The organism is Streptomyces sp. NBC_01255 (assembly GCF_036226445.1).
In the GTDB taxonomy this organism is placed as follows: Bacteria; Actinomycetota; Actinomycetes; order Streptomycetales; family Streptomycetaceae; genus Streptomyces.
This window is the reverse complement of sequence record NZ_CP108475.1, coordinates 78169-98385: the sequence shown is the minus strand read 5'-3', so window position 1 is coordinate 98385 and position 20217 is coordinate 78169. Positions and strand designations below refer to the sequence as shown.

Genomic DNA, 20217 nt, shown 5'->3' with positions numbered 1-20217 from the left:
CGGCCCAACGCTGCTTAGCCCGGACATCCTCAAGCAACGTCCTTCCGTGCCGTACTCCGGCAGGTGGTTACCGGTCGGGGTGGAAAGCATGGACGCCTGTTCCCTCATACAGCTCGGGGGTGAGGGTGAGGAGGCAGCGGCCGGTGGGGAAGTCGGCGCTTGGACGGGCGGCGTGGATGGCGTGGATGGCGGCCCAGGAGTATCCGGCGTATTGAATCCCAGTGGTGGTGAGCGCGACGGCGGTGTCGAAGGCTTCGATCTGGATGAACCGGCGGCTGTTGATGGAGGCGAGCAGGCCCGGGTGGCAGGCGTCCGCGGCAGTCAGGCAGAGCGCGGGGACGTACAGGGCGCCGAAGCCTTTGCTTGCTTCGTCGTAGAGCTGCTCCATGGCCTTGTGGAACGGGTTGTGGGGATCGTGCAGCGCGGTGGCGGTCGTGTGGTCCAGGACAACGGCGATCGGTGCCGTCGCGCGGGATCCGGGTGTGGCCGGGGCGGGGTGTACCGGGGCGGTCATGGTTCCTCCAAGGGAGAAGCTGGTTGGCTGAGCTGGACGGGGCGCACCAGGGCCGGTTTGTGGCGTGGCATGACCTGGGCGGGGGGCGTGCGAGCGTCCCGCCGTTGTGGCGGGGCGTTCGCACGCACGCCGGTGTGACGGGACCGGCCGGCACCGGGGGCGGCGGGTTCAGGCGGGTGGCTGTCGCAGCGCCAGGAGGGCTGCGATGACCTGGCCGATCGGTTCGCCGTCACGCAGCCGTCGACGGGCGGGCGTGCCGTCGACCGGTACGTCCAGGTCGTCGGTGCCCAAGTTGTGCAGGCGCAGTTGAAGGGCGACGTCGGGCCGGTATGCGCCGATCGTGTCCATCCAGCGGCGCACCCCCTCGGCGGAGGGGTCGACTTGCAGCCACCGGCCGGCCAGCTCGGCGGCTTCCTGGCGCGGGCAGCCGGCTTCGAGGAGGTGGTCCATCACCACACGCAGGGCCGAACGACGGGGCGGGCAGGGGCCGGAGCGCCGCTCGGAACGGGGCCTGCGGGTCATGTCGCCGAGGTCGAGGCCTTCGGCTCGGGCGATGTCGGCCGCGCTTCGGGGGCGCTGGATGCGCCGCGGCATGTTGGCTGGGGTGGGGCGCTGCCCGGTGCGGGGCGGCTCGGCGGCACCGGTCAGGTAGCGGTAGACGGCCATGATGCTGGGGTCGTCGAACGTCGGGTTCATGGAGGTGGCCTCCTTGGAGTGCCCGGATCCGGGCATGCGAAAGGCCCCGTCCGAGATTCGGAGCGGGGCCTGGGGAAGAGAGAGGTGTCCTTGCCCCTTGGGCAGGGCAACAAAAAAGGCGGAGGTCGAGGTGACCTTCCGCCTGTCATGGACAACGCCCTGGATGAGGGCATACGCGATCTGCTGGCATCAGTGTTGCGCTAGCTCCGCAGAGGATCAACCTCCTTTTGTGTCGTGGTGCCGGACACGACGAAGGCCACCGTCCCCGGACGATGGCCTTTACTCCGGCGCAAGGCCTTCGTCGTGACGGGCCGCGCTGCTGTGCCCGATGCCGGTCCAGCGCACCGCGCGGCCGCGAGGCGTCCCGGAGCGCCGCTGTCCGTGAAATGACGAAGGGCCACCGTCGTTGGACGATGGCCCGCATCTCTGGCGCCGGCCGTTTCCGGGCACGCCGGGGCCGCCCTCAGTGTGACACGGAAAACGCCCTGGGGAAAGAGGCTGGCGAAGCCGTATGACCGGCAGTCGGCGGCTCGCCGAGCCGCATATGACAAAGGGTCACCACCCGGATGGGCAGCGACCCTGTGAAGATACGAGTCACGCAAAGCGCAGCTTAGCGAAAAGCCGCGTCAGCCCGCCAGAGCGTCCTCGAAGCCAGGCGGAAGGTCGTCGCGGTGCGGCCTCCATCCCTGCACTGCGGCCCCGTTGTGCCAAGGGCAGGGAGGCAGATCCTGACGGAACACGCATGAACGGCTTCGACGTACCTCTTTCCGGTCGGACTGAGGTCTCAGAAGCGCGGCTCTTGCTGCTCGGTGCGTTCCTTGGCGCGCCTGGAACGCGAGGAGTGCGGTCTGCCAGGTGTGAGGCACCAGGCCCCGGCTTTCTGGTCGCAGTCGGGGCAGGCCACGTCGTACACCTGCCACACGGTCCGGGCCACCTCGTGCTTTTTCTGCTGCTCCTGGAGCTCGCGGATGGTGGACCGCAGCCGATCGGCATGCGGCACCTTCCGTGCCTGACCGGTACGTCGCCCTTCGTCGATGACGCACTGCTGGCCGGGGTCCACTCCGCAGTGCGGGCACGGCCTGGTGTTCCAGTACGCCTGGCCGACCTGCTGGTGGAGCGGTGCGGTCTCCTGCGGCTTGAGCGGCCTGAGTGGTGTGGAGGGTTGGGGCGGGAAAGGCATGTATCGCAGGCGTTGGCTCCACAGCTCGAGCTGAGCCTGCCGGTGCTCCCCGAGTTTGCCGATCCCGGTGGCTGCCTGGAACAGCTGCTGGACTTTGGCCTTCAGGCGCCATGGGTCCTCGTTCGCAGGCAGGCGACTGATGTCCTCAAGGAGGGTGTCCAGGCGTGCGAGCGCGGCCGATACCACGGCGGCCAGGTAGTCAGCGGCCGCGCGGACCGTGTGCTCCTCCTCCTCGGACCGGCCGTCCCGGGTGACCGTCTTCACTTCCGCCAGGAGCGCTTTGACCCTGCCGGTCTTCTGATCGGCCATGGCCTGGTTCAAGCGGGCAAACAGTTCCTGGCGGGCCTCTGTCTCCTTCTTCACCCAGAGCAGGGCGTTGCGGCGGGCGGCGTCCAGTTGGCGCTGGAGCTGTGGGCTCACCCCGGCCAGCTCGGTGATCTCGCGGCACACTTCTTGCGCCAGATCGGTGGACTCGGTCCGACGGGCGTAGAGCAGCCGGCGCATCAGCTCGTGCGCCTGAACGTCCTGCTCCGGTTCCTCCTGCTTCTTGCCCGGAGTCCACACGGTCGAGGAAGGCGTGTTACGGGCCTGGACGATCCGCTCGACCGCCGGGGTGGACAGGCCCCGGTCGGTGATCTCGCATTCGTCCAGGGCGAACCACTCGGTGGGCCGGGCGAACGCCTCGGTGCCGATCCGCACCCGGCGGGTGGTGCCTTCGCTGTCCAGACGGATGCGGTGCACGTACCAGCGGTCGATCAGGGTGTCGGAGTCCACCGGAACAGACACCCCGAGCACCGGCTCGTGCTCCGCGTCCCAGTCCGGCGCCACCTCTTGGTCCAGGTGCACGCGCAGCCTCTTGTGCGGGAGCTGGATGTCGACGACCGACCCGATCGGCACCCCATCCGGCTGGACGAAGTCGAAGCCGGCCTGCGTCCCGCGCCCGCGCAGCCAGGCATCGGCTGCGGCCTTCACGTACAGGTGGTCGGCGCTCGCCACGCCGCGGGCACGGCGTCCGCACAGGTGAGGGTGCCCGTCAGGGTTCGGGAAGTGAGAGAAGTGGCAGACGCGGTCGGTGTAGAGCTTGGTGGTCAGCTGCAGGCCGCAGCCTCCGAGCAGCAGCCCGCACCAGTACGTGTCGTGCTCGTGCTGCCGGCGGAAGGCGTCCAGCTCGATCGCCTCCAGCGGCAGCATCAGCGGCTCCTCCGAGTCCGCGCTGCCCAGAACCGCCGTCTGAATCTGCCGCCTGTCACCTCGCACGAACCCCCACCTTTCGTCCCAACTCAGCGTGCCACCACACACGGCGGCTCCGCAGCCGATCCCGCGTCCGTCTCGCCCGACGCGATTACCAGAGCACTCATCCGGTTCGGCGGAGGGCGCGAGCGGCGGTCTGGCGCTGCTGGGCGCGGACATCTTCGAGCGGTATCGGCACCTCGTCCTCCTGGCCGTCCTCGATGTCGGGGGAGACGATGCCAGGCGAGGTTGTGGCGGCCCCCACCCGCGACACGAACCTCTACCCGTCGCCGATCCCTGGTCCGGACGCGGCCGTGGGCGCGGAGGGGGAGCTGGAGAAGGCGCTCGATGCGCTGGTGGGCGCAGGCTATTCGTCCCAGTCGTCGTCTGGTTCGGATTCCCGGACGAACCACAGGTCGAGGGTGTACTGCTCAGTCGTGGGGCACTGGCTCCACGCTGCTCCGATCTGTTCCGCGTCCCATTGTTCCTCGGCACCGCGCTGGGTGCACGCGTTGTAGTAGGCGGCTGTGGCTTCTCGCCCGCTCCATGCCGCGTGGCCGTCGTAGACGCCGGGTCGAGGCAAGACCATCTCGCCCGCCGGCCCGAAGGTGACCTGGTTGATGACGAGCTGGCCCGTCTCTGATTGCAGAGAGACAGGGACCGTGCCCTCGGCGTCTTCCGGGGGGTTCTGGGGGGTGTCCCAGACCCTGATGATGACCTTTACCGCGATGTCGGGCTGGCGGGTCTGCAGGTAGAGGTGATAGCCGTCTCCGGCGACTACCTGGGTCCTTGACCGGTAGTACGCCTCGTCGCTGCCGACGTAGGCGTCCGAGTCGTACACCTCCACGAGCCCACGATCCGGCCGGGCGCTGGTGATGTACTCGGTGATGAGAGACACGAGGGCTCCGTCACTGATCAGGGGTAAGGCGCGTCTCCATCAAAGACGCGGTTCACGGTGAGCGTGCCGTATACGCGGCGGCCTCAAGGCCAATGTGTCTAGGACGGTCTGCTTTGGCCCCGCTGTGACGGGGTGAGTTCTAGAGCTCGTCGCAACGCAAGACCCCGAAGGTGTTGCAATGACGAGGAAGCGTCGACGAGATCTAGAACTTACCCCGTTCGCCTGGGGCCAACGGAAGCCGTTCAAGACACGCGGACGACCATGGCGCGGCGGTGGGCCGCTATGGCGGCTGCGAAAGCGGTGACGGCTTCGAGCTCGCGGTCGGGTGTAACCGCCGGTTGCTGGAATCCGCCGTCCTAGACACCCTGGCCCGCCGCGTCGGACAGCAGCTCTACGGGGCGGAGCGCGAGTCGTCACGGTCCGCCATGCCGCTCGACGTTGGTCCGGGCGGGTGACAGCAGCCAGACCGCAGGGTCGGGTCGGCCAGCTCGCGCGTTGATCCTCTGTGAGTACACAGAGCGAGGCGCCCGAGTGCGCATGTGCTTCCCCGAACCTCGTGGTCGAGGTAGCCGGCCACCTGTACGCCGCGGTCCCGCTGGAACCGGGAGCCCTGCCGTCGTGCGGATGCTGCAACAACCCCTATACCGGGCCGTGGAAGATGGGCCGGGCCGTCCAGTGGCGCAACCCGGACCTGTGCGGACATCCGAAGAAGACCGGATCGCCCTGCGGCTGGGTCGTGGCCGAGTCGCCCTGCCCGTTCCACGTGACGCCGCAGGAGAAGGAAGCCGAGCAGACCCGCAAGGAACAGGCGGCGGAGAAACTGCGAACCGAGATCGCCCAGGACCGAGCAGAGCGGCGAGACGCGCTGATCGACATCCTGTCGGTGACCTGCCCCCACTGCGGGGCCCCTGCGGCGGTGCTGTGCAAGACCCCGAAGGGCCAGTCCCAGCGGGGGCTACACAAGGCGCGCCGGCAACTGGCCGACTGGAACTGGCCGAAGGAGTTCCTGCTCCAGTCGTATGCGTACGGCCGCCCGAAAGAAGTGCCACCGCCGCTCGACGGCGACCTCCGCGCCATCCTCGACGATCCGCTGACGGACCGTACAGCCGAGATGAACGACGAATTCCAGAAGAAGAAGCAGGCGGAAGCCGAAAGGAAGCTGCAGGCACTCCAGCGCGACGTCTGGCTGGCCGCCGCCCACCGTGACGAGGCTCTTGCAGCGGTGCCATGCCCGCACTGCTCGGCCGCCCCGGGATCGCCCTGTACAGGCAGCGGCCGCAAGCACAGCAGGACACACCCTCAGCGCGTGGACGCCGCCATGGCCGCAGATGAATCCCTTTGAGCCGCGGCGGCATTCCAATGGTGTGCCTCCCGGCCGCCGCCTTGATCCGGATCCACGATGCGACCCGGTTCACCCGCGAGGTGGGTGCTGTCGCCCGATCGTGATCCCAGGGGCGCTGACGACAGCAACGCACTGCGTGCTGATGCCTCGCGGATCAGGTCAGCGCGCTTCCCACAGGTGTGGCCTCTCCGGAGGAGTCGACATCGGCTGCCGTTCGCGCAGCGCTGGACGGATGGCAGTCGGGGCATCGCGCCATGCGGGACGTGTCCTCGCCGGGGAGGGTGATCTGCACCCACCTGAGCCCGAGGTCCGGACCGTCGCATCGGCCGCACCAGTCCGGCAGTGGGGCAAGACGGGCTGTGGGTACCTGCGTCGGTTCCGGAAGAATCTGGCCACGGGCGCGAGCTGCCTTCATGAACCCGGACGCCAGCAGACAGTGGCTGTCGGCTGCCCGGTATCGGCCGCAGGACAGGAGTGCGCGAGCTTGGTGGAGGAGTTCCTCCGCTGCGGTCAGATGGTCGTAGGGGGAAGGCACTGTTCACCTCTCGTCAGGAAGTACAGGCGGACCAGGCCGTTGCCGCCGGTGAGGAAGGCGCCGTTCACGGTCACGGATCTGCGGTGGTGGGACCGCTGGTGCCACCCGTTTCTCATGGGCGACGCAGAAGAGACAGCGCGGGCCGCCGTGGGCCGTCGGGTCGATGGGGGCTCCGGGATGCTGAGGACACCGTGAGTACGAGCGTGGCCGGGACAGTTCACGGGCAATGATGAACGCGCCGTGCACAAGGTCGGCCGCGAACGAGAACTCCTCCCACTCCGACCGGAAGTGCAGGTCGAAGCTGATGTCGTTGATCAGCCGCATCCGCTCAAGCAGCATTTCGTGGGTGTACGGCGGCGGCGGGATCTCGTACACACCAGGCGACCTTGGCGCGCCGCGACGGGCTCGGGGATCGCCAACGCGCCGGTTGCTGTTGCAGAACAGGCAATGCCCCCATCCCTCGGGCGGCTCAGGGTCGACCGGACCGTTCGGATGGGAGTCGCAGTCCGTGGAGTTCCGGGTCGGAGCAAGGTTGCGGACGGTGAGGAACACCTTGTAGAGCGAGTCGGCGATCTCGTCGTACTCCGTCGGATCCCCTTGCCCAGGGATCGCACGGATCCGGTCGTCCACACTCGGGAGACTGGAGCGTAGCTCCGCGAGGAAGAACGGACGCTTGGTCGGCACGCGGTAGGTGGAGTGCTGCGGAAAGTCCACAGCCGACACGTCACCGTAAGTGGTTGATCGCGCGCCAGTAGATCAAAGGGACATCACTCGAATGCCTCGGGCATTCGCTCTTCTGTGTAGCGGTTCGCGTCCACCGACCGCATGACGGAGCGAGGCCCCACAAACCGGGCGCACGGGCCGGTCGGCACCTGTACCTGTGGCACCGGCCGGGGACAGGGGTCGGCCTGCGTCCCCCCCCGTTCCGGATTTCTGGAACGGGGCGACGGGTGGTCAGTCGAACAGGCGGGCCGCGAGGGTGACGAAACGTTCGGCGTCGCGGGTGGTGCGGACGGTGCGGCGCTGGATGAGGCCGGCGACGACGGCGCCGCGCAGGATGCCGATGACGGCGATCACGGTGGCGACCATGGGTCCCCCTCGCGCGCGGATGGTCAGTCCGGATGAAGTTGAAGCCCCGTACAGCGCCCGGATCGTGAGTGCAAGCGGGGCGCGAGAACGGATCAAGCGAAAGCCCATAGATTGCGATGATTGAGTAAGAGAACTCCTTCTTCGTGTGCTTCGCGGACTACATCGGCTTCGTTCTCGGCGAGTTCGAGAGGGTTGCTTAGAAGTTCCTCGACTTCGCGTGCCTGATTTGCGGTGAGTTTGCCGGCTTGGCCGGCCGCCTCCGCGATGAAGCGGAGGGTCGTATCGATCATCTGACCGATCTGCCGGGCTGTGCAGGCGGTGGGCCCTGCGAATGGGTTGTCCATCATGAAGGAGTCGCGCCGGATGGCCTGCTCCAGCTTGAACTCGGCAACGTTGAGAGGTCCTTGGTACTCGTCGAGCAGCCACTGAGCGCCTTCTTCGCTGAACTCCTCCACTAGCCGGTCGTTGTTGCAGAGCCGCTGATAGTCGGCGTGCCTCCTCGTCAGCGTGTCCGGGCTCGTCGTACGTGGAGGCTTCCTTCTGGCTGGCCGGCGCTTCTTCGGCATCAGTCTTTTCCCATCCGGTAGAAGGTGCTCAGGTCTATAACGCACACGCGGACGGGTTGTAGCAGGCTTCACCCGACTTGGCGCAGTACAGGAACGTCGGGCGTACCGGTCTGCCCGGCACGTTCGGCGCGAGCGCGGCGGATCGCGGCCGCGCGCACGGCTTCGGCAGCCTGGCGCTGCTGGGCACGGACGTCCTCGAGCGACGTCGGCACCTCGTCCTCCTGGTCCTGCTCGATGTCGGGGAAGACGGTGGCCGCGAGCTCGCGGCGGACTTCCTCCTGCCGTACGACGGCGGCGGCCAGGGCCGGGTCCTCCTGCCGGGGCGAGACGACCGCGCGATGGGCGGCGAGCGCGCGATGGTAGCCGGCCGACGCGCTCTCCCTCGTCTTCACCGGCCCAGCCGGAACGACTGGCCGCGGTGCCGGGTCGGCGGCGGCCGCCGGGGACGTCGCCGTGGTGACGGTGCGGGAGGCAGGCGCCAGGACATGCACGGCCCGGACATTCGCGTTGGGCACCGCGCTGTTCGCGGCCTCGATGAGCCTCGGGGCGATCCAGCGGACCTTCGTGCCGTACGCGGGGGCGTCGGGTACAACGTCCAGACGGCCGGACTCCTCGTCGAACGCCGTGGCCCGGACATGCCCGGCGAGTTCCGGCGCGGCCGCGGCGAGGATGGTCTCCCACTGGGCCAGGACGCTGCCGCCAGCGGCCGGGGCGACCAGGCCGCGCTCGGTCATCATCATCCCGATCGCCGTGCCGAACGCGAGCGGCGCGCGACCGTCGCGGACAACGATGGTGGTCCGCCGCTTCGGCTTCTGCCGGGCCTCGGTCTTCTTCGCCTTCGCCGCCTCGCGGGCGGCGAGGAGAGCCTGGCGGGCAAGGTCGACACCGCTCGTCTTCGGTGCGGAGCTCACGCGATCACCTCCAGGGTCTCGCCGTCCAGCGAGTGGGCGGCGAGCTCGGGCAGACGCCGTGACCACGGCGCGGGCCTCACCGGCTCGGGAAGGGCCTGGGTGCGCAGCTTCTCCAGCCGCACGGCGAGCAGGTACTCGGCAGTGCGGACCTGGGCCTGCGCGGCGGCTTCGGTCGCGGCACGCAGGGCGTCGTCGCTGTCGGGCAAAGCCTGGAACCAGGGCTTGGCGCGCTCGGTGGCGTACGCCTTGCGGGCCTCGGCCTGGGCCTCCTCGCTGCGGCCGAGCAACACCAGCGCCTGGTGCTGGTACTCCGCGACCGCGCTCTCGGCAGTCAGGAACGCGTTGTGCGCGGCGGTGTCTTCGACAACATCCGGGCCGGCCGCCTCCAGGTCGGCCAGGTCTGTGATCTGCTGGAAATGCTCCCACTCGGCGGCGATGTCGGCCTCGATGGCCGTTCGGACCTCGGCGGCGACGGCCGCGACGGCGGCCGGGTCGGTCAGGTCGGCCGACCATGTGGCGGCGAGGAAACCGGCCTCGGCGATCAGGGCATCGGTCTGCCGCCGGTGGTCGCACGCCTCGCACAGCCCGGTCGACCGCGCCCGGCCGCAGTCCGCGCACGCCACGACCTGCCGGGCCGCCGCCTCGGCCGCCGCCCGCTCCTGCTCGATGGCGGCCTGCGCATCGGCCTGGGCACGGGCCGCCGCTCGCCGCTCCTGCCGCTCCCGGGCCTCGGCCTGCCGGTCCACGAGGTCGGCGGCCTCAACCTCGGTGTGACGGCGCATCCGGGCCTCGATCTCCCGGTAGCGGGCGTCCGTCTCCAGGCCGGGCAGCTCCTGGTCGACCTTGGCGGCGATCCGGACCCGCCATGCCCGGCGCACGTGCAGCACGTTGTCGCAGTTGTCGCAGTCGGCGCCGGTGTCGAGCCGGACGCCGTCGTCGCACCGCCGGTCCGTGCACGACGGCCGGCGCACCAGCCCGCGGCGAGTGATCCACCCGAGCGGGCGGGTGATCAGGGCCTCCCCACCGGTCTCCTCGAGCCGGGACTTAAGCCGGGCGGCCAGCACCGAGGGGGCCTGCGCCGGCCACTCCAGCACGTGCCGCAGCTGCGCCAGCTCGAGCTTCGCGGCCTCCACGACGCGGTCCTGCTGCCAGCGGTTCAGCCCCTGCCACAGCCACGCCACCGGCGTCAGAGCCACCCGCAGGCCAAGATCGGCCGGGAGCTCCGACCTGCCCCGCTGCTGCGCCTTTCGACCACCCACGACCGTCAGCCGAGCACCGGCACCAGCAGCGACAGCGCCCGCCTGCTCCTGCTCGTCGACCGGTGACTTCTTCGGCTGTTCACCGCGAAGCGGGCCAACCCCGGGCACCGAGCTCCCGGACCCGGCAACGCCGGTCTCACCGTCGACGGCCTGGTCCTCGCGCACGCACGCACGCTCCGGCCGACGGCCTTGACCCCCACGGCCTTCGCCGGAAAAACCACAATCAAGCTGCGGAGGAACTACGGAAGTAACCACAGAAGCGTGGTCTGCGTGGAGCTCTGCACCATCGGGACGCTCCTGATCCACAGCATCTCCGGCACTCTCAGCACCGCCGATCCCAGACATACCAAGGGCACCAGCGGCATCGGCCGGAGCATGATCTCCGACTGCACCATCGGGACGCGCCGAAAACACGGGACCGGCGCTCTGGACAGCCTCCACAGAGGCCAGCGTGCGGCCGTACGCGCGGCCGACCGGCAGCACCATTACCCGGGCCCGGCCGTTCATCCGCGTCGACGTCGCCTTGCGCTGCCGCGCCACGACACCGGCCTCCGTCAGCCGCGCCAGGACCTTCCGGGCCCCCGAGGGCGAGCAGCCCAGCAGCCGGGCCAGCGTCGCCGCCCCGCGCCCCTCCTTCGCCTTCACCGAGCCGCCGCACAGCTGCAGCCAGCCCGACGCCCTCGTGTTCAGCACCATCAGCAGCAGCCCGAGCCGGTCGGTCGCCGCACCCTTGCCCCTGCGGCCGGCCAGCAGCCCCGGCGGCGTCGGCTCCTTGTCCTCCGGCGTCCAGCCGTGCCCGAACAGCGCCTCACACAGGCGCAGCAGCGTCGCCAGCTCCGCCTTCGACAGCGCCAACGGGTGCCCCGCTCCCCCGCCGTGGCGGGCGTTCCACAGCGGCATGACCAGGCAGTCCAGCCCGGTCGGATGCCCCTGCGCGTCCCGCACCACCTGCGTGTGCAGCGCGTCCGAGCCACGCAGCACCGGCAGCACCTTGTGGTGGACCGTGGACTCCTTCATGCCCAGCCACCGACCGAGCTCCGAGCCCCAGATCGAGGTCTGGTTGTCTTTCTTCTCGCCCTTCGGCGCCCGCGACTTCGCGTACAGCACCACCGCGGCCAGCTTCGGCGCGTCCTTCAGCCCGGCGATCGACGGGTCCGCCAGCAGCGCCTGGACCGCGTCGCGCAGCCGCAGCCGCATCGTCCGACCGAGGCGCAGCGGGTCGTCCAGGCCACCGTCGCCCGGCTGCCCGGAGGCTGGCACCGACCGCAGCGCGTTCCGCTGCGCGGGAAGCCGGGGCTCGTCGACGGAGTTGTCGACGTCCTCCCACAGGGGGTGGTCCAGCGCGGCGGCCGGTGCCGCCACGGCGCTCATCGAGCACCCCCGGCGGCCAGAGCGAAGGAAGTGACGGCACGGAGGGTCGCTCGGTAGTACGTCGTAGAGATCATCCGGACAGGCTCACCGAGCCGGTTTGTGGACAGAGACGGGCGACTCCAGCGCGAGACACGCACTCGGACCCCGCTGGTCGGGACGGCCACCAGCTTGTCGACGGAACCCAGCAAGGAAGCAGCCACCGCCACCGCAGTCTCAGAGGCCTGTCCTGTGATGAGAGGCGAGCGAGGGAGGAATGAGGCGTCACATGACCGGAAGGGTCGAGGAGACAGTGATTCGTGACCTCGAAGCTCCGTGGCGGGCGTCACATCGTCCGGTGGCGCCGCTGTGGCCGCGCCTCCGTCGGCAGTCGCGCGCTTGGAGGGTCCTGCAGGAAAACCTACTTCCTGCCCAAAAGACTTGAGAGCTGACGATTCGGGCATCGATCCCGCCGTGCGGAACGCGCTAACGAGGCGAACCGCAATGAAACGGTCATTGCTCGGCTTTTCAGGGGACACTAGATCGGGCACTATGAGGACGTCCGCCTCTCTGTATCACTCGGCGTATCGCCGGATGGATGTTTCAGCAGATGGGAGGGCGCGCCCCCTCCGTGAGGAGCGGGCAGACACCGAACTGGGTGGGAGATTTCTCCTCTCGTTTTGGTGGAGCTACGGAGCCCCTGTGGTGGGGGACCGGTGGTTCGACGCGCAGCTGGTTGTTGCTGCGGCCGTGGTGGCCGTGGTTAGTGGCCGGGTGTTGTGGTGATTTGGAAGTGGCTCGATGAGCCGAAGCTCAGGACCGGGTGCTACCGGGACTGAGCGCCGACTGGATGGTTAGTCCGGTCGGCGTGAAGGGCCGCGCGAGGCCGCAGTGGGCGGTTAATCCACTGAATGGCGCGCGCGGCCGGTGGCGGCTACGTCACCCCGACCCCCTCGATACCGAAGGCGAGTCGGCGTACCCAAAAACAGGTGCGAGGGCAGCCCTCATTCGGCAACCCCCTGAGCGACGGCCGGGTGTTCCTTCGCCAGGCGACGGAGCAGCTCCGCGTACTTCAGGCGATTCCCCCGGTGCGGCTGGGTGAGACCAGCCTCCCACCGCACGACGGCAAGGCGCTTGACGCCGATGGCCTCGGCGACTTCCGCCTGGGTGAGATTCGCAGCAACTCGCAGCTGCTGCCGGACGTGAGGCGGGGGCAGCGTGTCAGCATCCACCAGGGCATCAACTCGACGCAGCGGATCCGACATTCCAGCCTCCATCCAATCAACGGTTTCCCGAAAAGATACACCAGGTGATCTCCGCTCGGGAGACCCCGCCACGGCGAACTGTGGTCTGAGCCAGGCCCGGTAGGGTCCTTGACCGTGTCCCGCCTTGCGCTCTTCGATTTGGACGGCACGCTGACCGATCGTCAGTCGGCGCTCAGCGACGCAGTGACTGGCCTCTGTCGCGCCCACGCCCTCCCGCCGACTGCCGAGCATTGGCTTCGCACCGAGCTGGTTGACCGCGCGAACGCCGCCGACTTCATCAGGCTGCAGGAAGCCTTCGACCTGGAGGTACCTGCCGCAGACCTGTGGCACGAGTACGTCGACCTCATGGCGGCCGCCGTCACCTGCCGACCGGAGGTCCTCGAGGGCCTGGCCCATCTGCGCGCGGCCGCGTGGACGATCGGCATCATCACCAACGGGGCCGGCGATATCCAGCGCGCCAAACTCGCAGCGACCGGCCTCGCCGCCCTGGTCGACGGCGTCGCCGTCTCGGGCGACCTGGAGATCCGCAAACCGGACCCGCGCCTCTTTGAACTCGCCGCCTCCCGCTGCGGCGTGAACCTCACGGACGGCGGCTGGATGGTCGGCGACAATCCGAACGGGGACATCGGCGGCGGCCATCAGGCTGGCCTGCGCACGATCTGGCTGCGTGGACGCCCTTGGCCCGAAGACCTCCGTGCTGCGCACCACGTCGTTGATGACGTCACCGACGCCATCGCCATCCTGCTCAACGAGACTGCGGAGTAGCACCGTGGACCAGCCCGTCGTCGGCATCCTCCACCCCGGCAGCATGGGCGCCGCCGTGGCCGCCTGCGCCGCGAAGAACGCCGCCGCGGTCCTTTGGTGCGAGGAAGGCCGCAGCCCCGCCTCCGCGGCGCGCGCCGAGCAGGCCGGCCTGGCGCCGGTGGCCACGCTGTCCGTGCTGCTGGAGCGCAGCGACATCGTCATCAGCCTCTGCCCACCGGCCGCAGCGGAGGACGTGGCGGCTGAGGTTGCCGCAGGGGGATTCGGCGGCTGGTACGTAGAGGCCAACGCGATCTCGCCGGAGCGGATGCAGCGGATCAATGAGCTGTTGAGCCCGGGAGTGAGGGCGGTCGTCGACGGTGCTGTCGTCGGCTCGCCGCCCGTACGCGGTAAGTCGCCGACCTTGTACTTGTCCGGCCCGCTGGACGTGGTCGCCGCCGTTGAGGTGCTCTTCGCGGGTACGGCCGTACGGACGAAGACGCTAGGCGCGGAGGTTGGGCAGGCCTCCGCGCTGAAGCTGGCGTACTCGAGTTTCCAGAAGACGTCGCGGGTCCTGGCGGCGCTTGCGCTCGGGGTCGCGCGCGAGCACGGCGTCGACCAGGAACTCATCGAGGTCGCCTTCCGACGGACCGGCTCGTACCTGGCCGAGCCCGAGTACGTCGCCAAGACCGCAGCGCGCGCCTGGCGCTGGGGCCCCGAGTTGGAGGAAGCAGCGGACGCGCTCGCCGCCGCCGGCCTCCCGCCGGACATGCTTCGCGCGGCCGCGTCCACACTCGCCCGGTGGAACGACGCCAAGGACGACAGCTCGCTTACGCTCGCCGACGCCCTGGACCGGCTCGCCCACCCGTAGCCCGCGCTCATGCCGTCGCCGCTCCTGCCCGCTGCGCCAGCAACTGGTCGATGAGCCGCGCCGCATCCTGCGGGGCGGCCTTCGTGGTGTCGACGACCAGGTCCCAGACCGTACCCGGGTGCTCGTCCAGGTCCTTGCAGGTCGCGTCCCACGCCGCCAGACGTGCCGCTGTGTCACTGTCGCCGCGTCCCGCCGACCGCTGCTCGGTCACCTCGCGCGGGCACCACAGCAGCACCACCGACCAGTCGGCCGCATAGCCGTCGACCAGCGCGCGGATGCCGTCGACCTGCCCGAGGTGCACCACGGGCACCCCGGCCACGAACGCCGCGTCGACGCCGGGCCGGTCGATCACGTACGTGTTGCCGTACCGGAAGTTCGCGTAGACGACGTCGCCCGTGGCCTCCAGCTCGTGCAGCTGCTCCGCTGTGCCCATCCGGTAGCCGGCGGCCTTGCCGGTCCCGACCTTGAGCCGCGTGAACTGCGCGTACTTCGTGTTCAGCTCGGTGAGTGCGGCGGTGACGGTGTCCTTGCCCGACGCCGGCGGGCCGTACAGGATCACGCCCGGCCTCGGGTTCACGCGTTCATCGCCCCCATCGCCTGCCGGGCCTGGTCTGCGAGCGTCACCGCGGTTCCCAGCCGGTTGTCCACCACGAGGTGCGGCACCGCCGGGCGCAGCTCCAAGTCGATCGTGGCCATGTACTCGTCCCACCGCGCCAGCTTCCACGCGTCCCGGGCCGCAGAGCGGAATCCGATGTACTCGCGCATCGACTCTTCGTCGCAGCGCACCCACACGGGGAAGACGTCGACCCCCATCGAACCTGCTCGGTTGGTCAGGCGCTGCATCCAGGCCGGGTCGGTCATCTCGCCAATGAACGGGGCGGTCAGCACCGTGGAGATGCCGCACTTGATGTTTGCCATGGCCGACTGCATCAGGCAGTCGTACTCCACCGGCCGGACCTTCTCGCGGTAGAGGTCGGTGTGCCTGTCGTTCGCGTCGCCGCCCAGCGCGACCAGGAGGCGTTCCACCAGCGGGCGGGTGAGCGGGTCCTTGTCGAGCAGCGGCCAGCCGGTGAGCTGAACGAAGAAGCGAGCGAGCTCGGTCTTGCCGCTGCCAGCGAAGCCACCGACCAGGATGAGCACGGGGCGGTGCGGGTCACCGCCCGTGTGCCGGCGCTTCCACGCGTCGATGATCCGCTGCTGCAAGTCGAAGTGGTCGGCCTCCTCCGATCCCGGCGCGATGCGATGAATGGCGCGCTCAACAGCCAAAACGTGCGATCCGTTAAGGCGGTCGTCCAGCGGCGTGAGCTTGAAGGAGGACTCCTCACCGGGCAGGGCAGTGCGGAACCCCAAATCGGGCTCGGTGGCCCGATAGAGGAGGCAGTAGGCCCGCCGGTAGTGGGGACCGGGGAAGACCTCGCCCTGCTCGTGCTGCCACAACGTCTGAGGATTCGCGGCGGGAATGCCCTTGAGCTTGGCCTGCTCGGCAACCGCCCGTAGGCGCTCGCCCGCCTTCTCCAAGGTCAGGCCATGAGCCTCACGTTGCTCCCGGAGCAGGTCCGGCCTCCACCCTGCTCGCTGCTTCCCCACCCTCTGCCCCTCCGTCATCGTCATGGGCGCGAGCCTAGGGCTCGGGCCCCAAATCCCATGTGTACGTGGATGTTGAAAACCCGTGAACGGAAGTGTGCACGGGCTTCGACAAGCCTCTGTGATGTTTCTTCTCTGCCGTCGCCGGTGTGATTGCCCACACACAACGACGCGGTTGGCAGGGGGTGCAGACCAGTGGCTATCGACCACTCCAGTGGATTTGAACTAGTCCAGGGCATCCGCCCTTTCGGCGAGTTCCAGCAGCTCACGCGATGCATTCGGTCCTGCCACCAAGACGAGCTCTCGGATGGCTGCGCGAGCGGCCTGGTGGGTCTGGATGATCTCGGGGGCGATGGTCTCAGCATCCAGCAGGCAGCGGAGAGCCTCGCCGCCGTGGCGCCTCTGGGCGTGAGCACGACCCAGGTCCATCAGGAGCCGGCCCTGGCGCTCGGGCGAGAGTTCGGCGGCGTCGATGGTGAGGCCGATGTCCAGCGCCTCGCCCGCGTCGCCCAGATCCACGGCGGTGCTGACCGCCTGGATCTCGACGTTGACCGGACCGAACTCCAGGTTGAAGTCGTTGCGGTTCTCACCGAGCTGCGCGGCGATGGCGCGGGCCTTGGCGATCTCCTCCTTGGCTTCGGTTCGCGCACCGGCACGGGCCCGAACGAGGGCCAGGGCCAGGTGGAGGGAGCCGAGGACGGACAAGGACTCTGGCGACTGGCTGCTCTGCTCTCCCAGGGCGTTGATCGCGGTCTGGGCGGCGTGTTCGGCCTGTTCGAGGCTGCGCAGACGGACGAACGCCTGCACCATACGGAACACGCTGGCGCAGACGTGCAGAGGGTCGCCGGACCGCTCGGCTGCGAGGACCGCGCGGTCGGCGGCTACCCAGGCGGCATCTGCCACGTCCTGTCGCACGAACGCCGCGGACAGGGCCTGGTAGGCCCGGGACAGCAGCAGGTACAGCTCCGCCTGGTGCTCGCTGGGAGCTGTCCGAACCGTCCGCTCCAGCTCGGGGAGCAGCTGTACCGCGAGGGTGCTGACCTGTGCGAGCTGACCTGCATGGGTCAGGTCCCAGAGGTCATCGACGTCGCTCCGCAGGGGTTCGACGGTGCGCGCCGCTCCGGCGTTGTCACGGCCGGCGGCCAGCAGAGTCTGAAGCGCCGGGTGGCCGGACAGCAGTCGACGGGTCTCGTCCAGATCGTTGGAGAGCGACTGAGCGGTGGGTGCCTGTGATGGCCCGTCTGCCGGAACGCTGGGACGCAACTGCTGGACAGACACGCCCAGCTCGTCCGCGATCTGCTGGAGCAGGTCCATGCGTTGGACGGGCTGAACACCCCGTTCGACCTGGGAAAGCCAACTGCTGGTCTTCCCGAGCGCTGCCGCGAACTCGGCTTGCGTGCGTCCTCGATCCTTCCGGAATCTCTGGACGCGCTGCCCAAAGGCGCGATCCTGCGGATCGACATCCTTGCCGGTCGGCTTCACGACTGCTCCGTCTCGGGTCGCTTGCTCAGGTCCTCCAGCTCGTTGAGGAACGTCACTTCGACGTTGCTCAGGAGCGCCTCGCGGCCTGCGAGGAAGCGCTGAGTGTGGGCCTGGTCCTCGTGTGCCTGGAACGCGTCGCGGTCGGCGTACAGCTCGTAGAAGACCCGGACCAAGGGCTCGTCCACCGGGGTGTGCACGGCGTAGACGAGCGTGCCGGCCTCGGTGCGGATGCCCTCGATGGTCTGGGCGACCAGGCCGTCGAACTGCAGGGCTGCCGAGGTGTCTCGCAGGGTGAAGCGCACTACCAGTGCGTATCCGCTGGCCACGAAGTCTTCCTCTCCACGTCGCGTAAGCATGCACACATTCTCACACCTAAAGCAATGGTGCTAGGTCGCAGTCAAAGTGTTGACTCGCACTCACAGTGCTACTACTGTCCAAGGTGTTCCACCCCGCAAGGGATGGGCCGCCAGAAGGCGCTTATTTGGCCTGCCCGAATGAACCTGACCCGCCTCTGCGCGGGCTCCTACCGAAGGGAGCTCCACCCCATGAACACCACCACCACCACCCGCCGCCCCGCCGCCAGCCTCGCCACCGAGACCTTCGACGCGGAGACACTCGCGCTCCTGGAGGCGATCGAGGTGCCGCTCCCCGCCTTCACCGCCCTCGACATCGACCTGGACGTCACCTTCGGCACACCGCTTGAGATGTACGAGCTGTGGGCGACGCCCCGGGAGAAGGCGGAGTCCCTGGTTCGTCCGCACGCCGAGGTCCTCGGCGACTTCTTCGCGCGGCGGCACGCGGCCATGGACATCCTCGCGACCGACCCGTCGATCACCGCGCTGGTCCGCGAGCGCCTGGTCGATGTCCTCCTCCCCTACGCCGAGCAACTGCGCACCGCGCCGCTGGCCGCCGTACCCCTCCCGATCGCGGCCTGACTCTCCCTCGCACCACTGCCGGGTCTTCGGACCCGGCTCCCCCACCCGGAACCGCCCCGCAGGCGGCGCCGGATGAGGGAGCCGGAAGCGACTCCCGACACCATCCGCCCGGAACATCCAGCCCTCGGGCTGGCTCTGGAAGGCAGCGGCCGGTCTTTGAGAACTCCATAGCGTGATCCACCACCGCAGTACCGGCCGTGAACGCTCCGGCCGGGGGTGAGTGGAAACCCGTCGCGAGGTGCCATTACCGCTGGTGGTGGCAGCCGACACGTGCAACACCGCAGGGCTCATTGCTGTGGGAGAGCGCGGAGGGTCGACACCCTCGCGACGTTAAAGAACGACGCGGCCAACCTTCACCGCACATGCCCGCCCGGACGGATCTCCCGGTCGGAGCCGCGGTCCGCGTCTTCACGAGATCTGGCAGCCCGTCTCCGGGCTTGCCGCGCACCGAGGTTTTCGCAGCCCCGCGCTGCCCAGTCGCCCGCCGCCCGGCCTTCAAGCCGGTTCGGTGGGCGGTGGAGAGCGCGGTGGACACCCGCTCTACCAACGCGACAGCCCCAGGGATGAGGCCCCCGGGGCTGTCCAGGACCTGAATCGGAGGGCCTGATGCAGCTCAGCATGACACGTGCGGCGCCCCGGCCGAGCGCCGGGATCATCGACGACATCGAGGACGCGGACAACAAGAAGGGCTTCGAGCCTGACGACCTCACCGCGTTCCACCAGCTCGTCCGCCACCTCGTCGTCGACGGCGACCGCCGCGCGGCCGACGCCGGCCGCAGGGCCCGTCGCACGCTCGCCGACATGGCCCTCGTCGGACAGAGGCGGTGACCGGGATGGACTGGCGCCACAACGCGGTCTGCCGCGAGGAAGACCCGGACCTGTTCTTCCCGGTCGGCAACACGGGCCCCGCCCTGTTGCAGATCGAGGAAGCCAAGTCCGTCTGCCGCCGCTGCCCGGTTATGGAGGCGTGCCTGCAGTGGGCGCTGGAGTCCGGTCAGGACTCCGGCGTCTGGGGCGGGCTCAGCGAGGACGAGCGGCGGGCGATGAAGCGCCGTGCCGCCCGCAACCGGGCCCGTACCGGCCGGGAGGCGGCGTGAGCACCGTCCTGGCCAGGCTCTTCACTCCCCTGCGACACCTGTGGCAGTGCTCCAGGTGCAGCGGCTGGTACGAGAGCCCGCAATGCCCGGTCTGCTGATCTGACACACCGAGCGCCGCTTCGCCGGCTGTCGGGCTCCCGGCCACCGTGACCGCCTGCCGGGAGCTCGACCGAGATCCCTGCCCGCCTGACCGCACGCGCCTTGACCGGCCGCCCGCCTGACGGGCCGCCGGTCTTTCGCACGCCCTCTATCGGGGCATCGGCCTGGGCCGACGTCCTTCATCCAGGAGGCACCATGCGCACCATCCGCCGCGACGGCTGGACCGCCGCCGACTACGACTCCGAGCAGATCCTCCACCAGCTCGGGCACCGCGACGCCGCCGCCCGGGTGAACCGGGCCCGCCGTCGGCGCCCGCTCCGCCGGGCCTGGCACACGCTGCGCGCCCGGCTCCACCGCCCCGCCACCACCGTGACGCCGGCGGCGGGCATCGACTGGGACGCGGCCCGGGCGGCGGCCGACGCCGTCAACCGCGGCGACGTCGCCGAGGCCGACCGCATCGTCCAGGCCACCGCCGACCCCCGCACGACCGCCTTCGCGGCCTTCCGCTTCGTCGGCGTCAAGTGACCCCTTCCCGCCTGGCGGTTGCCTTCCCCGCCCGTCCCGGCCTGTTGTGCC

Annotated in this window: 21 protein-coding genes; 7 read left to right on the top strand and 14 right to left on the bottom strand. The window is 69.4% G+C overall.

Features of this window, described 5'->3' with window-relative positions; translation table 11 throughout:
* Nucleotides 1-67: 67 nt before the first annotated feature.
* The 4 genes from OG357_RS38500 to OG357_RS38485 all read right to left on the bottom strand — a co-directional run bounded on the left by OG357_RS38500 (nt 68) and on the right by OG357_RS38485 (nt 4518).
* Nucleotides 68-514 (bottom strand): hypothetical protein, encoded by a 447-nt coding sequence (locus OG357_RS38500; RefSeq protein WP_329625931.1) that lies wholly within the window; start codon nt 512-514, stop codon nt 68-70.
* A 168-nt stretch (nt 515-682) separates the two neighbouring features.
* Nucleotides 683-1210 (bottom strand): hypothetical protein, encoded by a 528-nt coding sequence (locus OG357_RS38495; protein ID WP_329625930.1) that lies wholly within the window; start codon nt 1208-1210, stop codon nt 683-685.
* Nucleotides 1211-1994: 784 nt separating this feature from the next.
* On the bottom strand, nt 1995-3800 hold the full coding sequence (locus OG357_RS38490; RefSeq protein ID WP_329625929.1) for a zinc finger domain-containing protein: 1806 nt from the start codon (nt 3798-3800) through the stop codon (nt 1995-1997).
* Nucleotides 3801-3987: 187 nt separating this feature from the next.
* Nucleotides 3988-4518: a hypothetical protein gene (locus OG357_RS38485; protein ID WP_329625928.1), complete on the bottom strand. Its 531-nt coding sequence runs from the start codon at nt 4516-4518 to the stop codon at nt 3988-3990.
* Nucleotides 4519-5074: 556 nt separating this feature from the next.
* On the opposite strand from OG357_RS38485, the gene OG357_RS38480 reads away from it, so the two are divergent.
* Nucleotides 5075-5860, top strand: a complete 786-nt coding sequence (locus OG357_RS38480) for a zinc finger domain-containing protein (protein WP_329625927.1) — start codon at nt 5075-5077, stop codon at nt 5858-5860.
* A 538-nt stretch (nt 5861-6398) separates the two neighbouring features.
* Here OG357_RS38480 and OG357_RS38475 read toward each other — a convergent pair.
* The 6 genes from OG357_RS38475 to OG357_RS38450 all read right to left on the bottom strand — a co-directional run bounded on the left by OG357_RS38475 (nt 6399) and on the right by OG357_RS38450 (nt 12832).
* The gene (locus tag OG357_RS38475) at nt 6399-7025 is read right to left on the bottom strand and encodes a hypothetical protein (protein ID WP_329625926.1); all 627 of its coding nucleotides are present in this window, start codon (nt 7023-7025) and stop codon (nt 6399-6401) included.
* Nucleotides 7026-7349: 324 nt separating this feature from the next.
* Nucleotides 7350-7484: a hypothetical protein gene (locus OG357_RS38470; protein WP_329625925.1), complete on the bottom strand. Its 135-nt coding sequence runs from the start codon at nt 7482-7484 to the stop codon at nt 7350-7352.
* A gap of 92 nt (nt 7485-7576) precedes the next feature.
* Complete coding sequence (locus OG357_RS38465; protein ID WP_329625924.1) at nt 7577-8050, bottom strand: hypothetical protein; 474 nt, start codon at nt 8048-8050, stop codon at nt 7577-7579.
* Between the two features lie 68 nt (nt 8051-8118).
* Complete coding sequence (locus OG357_RS38460) at nt 8119-8961, bottom strand: DciA family protein (RefSeq protein ID WP_329625923.1); 843 nt, start codon at nt 8959-8961, stop codon at nt 8119-8121.
* Nucleotides 8958-11591, bottom strand: coding sequence for a hypothetical protein (locus OG357_RS38455; RefSeq protein WP_329625922.1), 2634 nt, complete (start codon nt 11589-11591; stop codon nt 8958-8960). The genes OG357_RS38460 and OG357_RS38455 overlap by 4 nt, the downstream gene beginning before the upstream one ends.
* 980 nt (nt 11592-12571) lie before the next feature.
* The gene (locus tag OG357_RS38450; RefSeq protein WP_329625921.1) at nt 12572-12832 is read right to left on the bottom strand and encodes a helix-turn-helix transcriptional regulator; all 261 of its coding nucleotides are present in this window, start codon (nt 12830-12832) and stop codon (nt 12572-12574) included.
* Between the two features lie 114 nt (nt 12833-12946).
* Between OG357_RS38450 and OG357_RS38445 the strand changes: the two genes are divergently transcribed.
* Together OG357_RS38445 and OG357_RS38440 are read left to right on the top strand one after the other, a co-directional pair.
* Nucleotides 12947-13597 carry an HAD family hydrolase gene (locus OG357_RS38445; protein WP_329625920.1) on the top strand — a complete coding sequence of 217 codons (651 nt, stop codon included), beginning with the start codon at nt 12947-12949 and terminating at the stop codon, nt 13595-13597.
* A gap of 4 nt (nt 13598-13601) precedes the next feature.
* Nucleotides 13602-14444: an NAD(P)-dependent oxidoreductase gene (locus OG357_RS38440; protein WP_329625919.1), complete on the top strand. Its 843-nt coding sequence runs from the start codon at nt 13602-13604 to the stop codon at nt 14442-14444.
* A 7-nt stretch (nt 14445-14451) separates the two neighbouring features.
* Here OG357_RS38440 and OG357_RS38435 read toward each other — a convergent pair whose 3' ends face one another.
* The 4 genes from OG357_RS38435 to OG357_RS38420 form a co-directional block, all read right to left on the bottom strand.
* Nucleotides 14452-15021: a phosphotransferase-like protein gene (locus tag OG357_RS38435; protein WP_329625918.1), complete on the bottom strand. Its 570-nt coding sequence runs from the start codon at nt 15019-15021 to the stop codon at nt 14452-14454.
* Entirely contained in the window at nt 15018-16055 is a 1038-nt protein-coding gene (locus OG357_RS38430) for an AAA family ATPase (RefSeq protein WP_329625917.1), read from the bottom strand. Before OG357_RS38430 ends, OG357_RS38435 begins: the two co-directional genes overlap by 4 nt.
* A 198-nt stretch (nt 16056-16253) precedes the next feature.
* On the bottom strand, nt 16254-17510 hold the full coding sequence (locus OG357_RS38425; protein WP_329625916.1) for a helix-turn-helix transcriptional regulator: 1257 nt from the start codon (nt 17508-17510) through the stop codon (nt 16254-16256).
* The gene (locus OG357_RS38420) at nt 17507-17836 is read right to left on the bottom strand and encodes a putative quinol monooxygenase (protein WP_329625915.1); all 330 of its coding nucleotides are present in this window, start codon (nt 17834-17836) and stop codon (nt 17507-17509) included. The genes OG357_RS38425 and OG357_RS38420 overlap by 4 nt, the downstream gene beginning before the upstream one ends.
* Nucleotides 17837-18055: 219 nt before the next feature.
* Here OG357_RS38420 and OG357_RS38415 point away from each other — a divergent pair, with 219 nt between their 5' ends.
* From OG357_RS38415 to OG357_RS38400, 4 genes are all read left to right on the top strand, one after another.
* The gene (locus tag OG357_RS38415) at nt 18056-18445 is read left to right on the top strand and encodes a hypothetical protein (protein WP_329625914.1); all 390 of its coding nucleotides are present in this window, start codon (nt 18056-18058) and stop codon (nt 18443-18445) included.
* A gap of 606 nt (nt 18446-19051) precedes the next feature.
* On the top strand, nt 19052-19273 hold the full coding sequence (locus tag OG357_RS38410) for a hypothetical protein (protein ID WP_329625913.1): 222 nt from the start codon (nt 19052-19054) through the stop codon (nt 19271-19273).
* 5 nt (nt 19274-19278) lie between these two features.
* Nucleotides 19279-19542 (top strand): WhiB family transcriptional regulator, encoded by a 264-nt coding sequence (locus OG357_RS38405; protein WP_329625912.1) that lies wholly within the window; start codon nt 19279-19281, stop codon nt 19540-19542.
* A 294-nt stretch (nt 19543-19836) separates the two neighbouring features.
* Complete coding sequence (locus OG357_RS38400; protein ID WP_329625911.1) at nt 19837-20166, top strand: hypothetical protein; 330 nt, start codon at nt 19837-19839, stop codon at nt 20164-20166.
* Nucleotides 20167-20217: the final 51 nt, after the last annotated feature.

Bases quoted from the DNA above. Each gene is read 5' to 3' on its own strand.
- OG357_RS38490 (WP_329625929.1), bottom strand. From the start codon at position 3,800: ATGTCCGCGCCCAGCAGCGCCAGACCGCCGCTCGCGCCCTCCGCCGAA.
- OG357_RS38465 (WP_329625924.1), bottom strand. From the start codon at position 8,050: ATGCCGAAGAAGCGCCGGCCAGCCAGAAGGAAGCCTCCACGTACGACG.
- OG357_RS38405 (WP_329625912.1), top strand. From the start codon at position 19,279: ATGGACTGGCGCCACAACGCGGTCTGCCGCGAGGAAGACCCGGACCTG.
- OG357_RS38450 (WP_329625921.1), bottom strand. From the start codon at position 12,832: ATGTCGGATCCGCTGCGTCGAGTTGATGCCCTGGTGGATGCTGACACG.
- OG357_RS38415 (WP_329625914.1), top strand. From the start codon at position 18,056: ATGAACACCACCACCACCACCCGCCGCCCCGCCGCCAGCCTCGCCACC.
- OG357_RS38410 (WP_329625913.1), top strand. From the start codon at position 19,052: ATGCAGCTCAGCATGACACGTGCGGCGCCCCGGCCGAGCGCCGGGATC.
- OG357_RS38455 (WP_329625922.1), bottom strand. From the start codon at position 11,591: ATGAGCGCCGTGGCGGCACCGGCCGCCGCGCTGGACCACCCCCTGTGG.
- OG357_RS38400 (WP_329625911.1), top strand. From the start codon at position 19,837: ATGCGCACCATCCGCCGCGACGGCTGGACCGCCGCCGACTACGACTCC.
- OG357_RS38495 (WP_329625930.1), bottom strand. From the start codon at position 1,210: ATGAACCCGACGTTCGACGACCCCAGCATCATGGCCGTCTACCGCTAC.
- OG357_RS38430 (WP_329625917.1), bottom strand. From the start codon at position 16,055: ATGACGATGACGGAGGGGCAGAGGGTGGGGAAGCAGCGAGCAGGGTGG.
- OG357_RS38470 (WP_329625925.1), bottom strand. From the start codon at position 7,484: ATGGTCGCCACCGTGATCGCCGTCATCGGCATCCTGCGCGGCGCCGTC.
- OG357_RS38500 (WP_329625931.1), bottom strand. From the start codon at position 514: ATGACCGCCCCGGTACACCCCGCCCCGGCCACACCCGGATCCCGCGCG.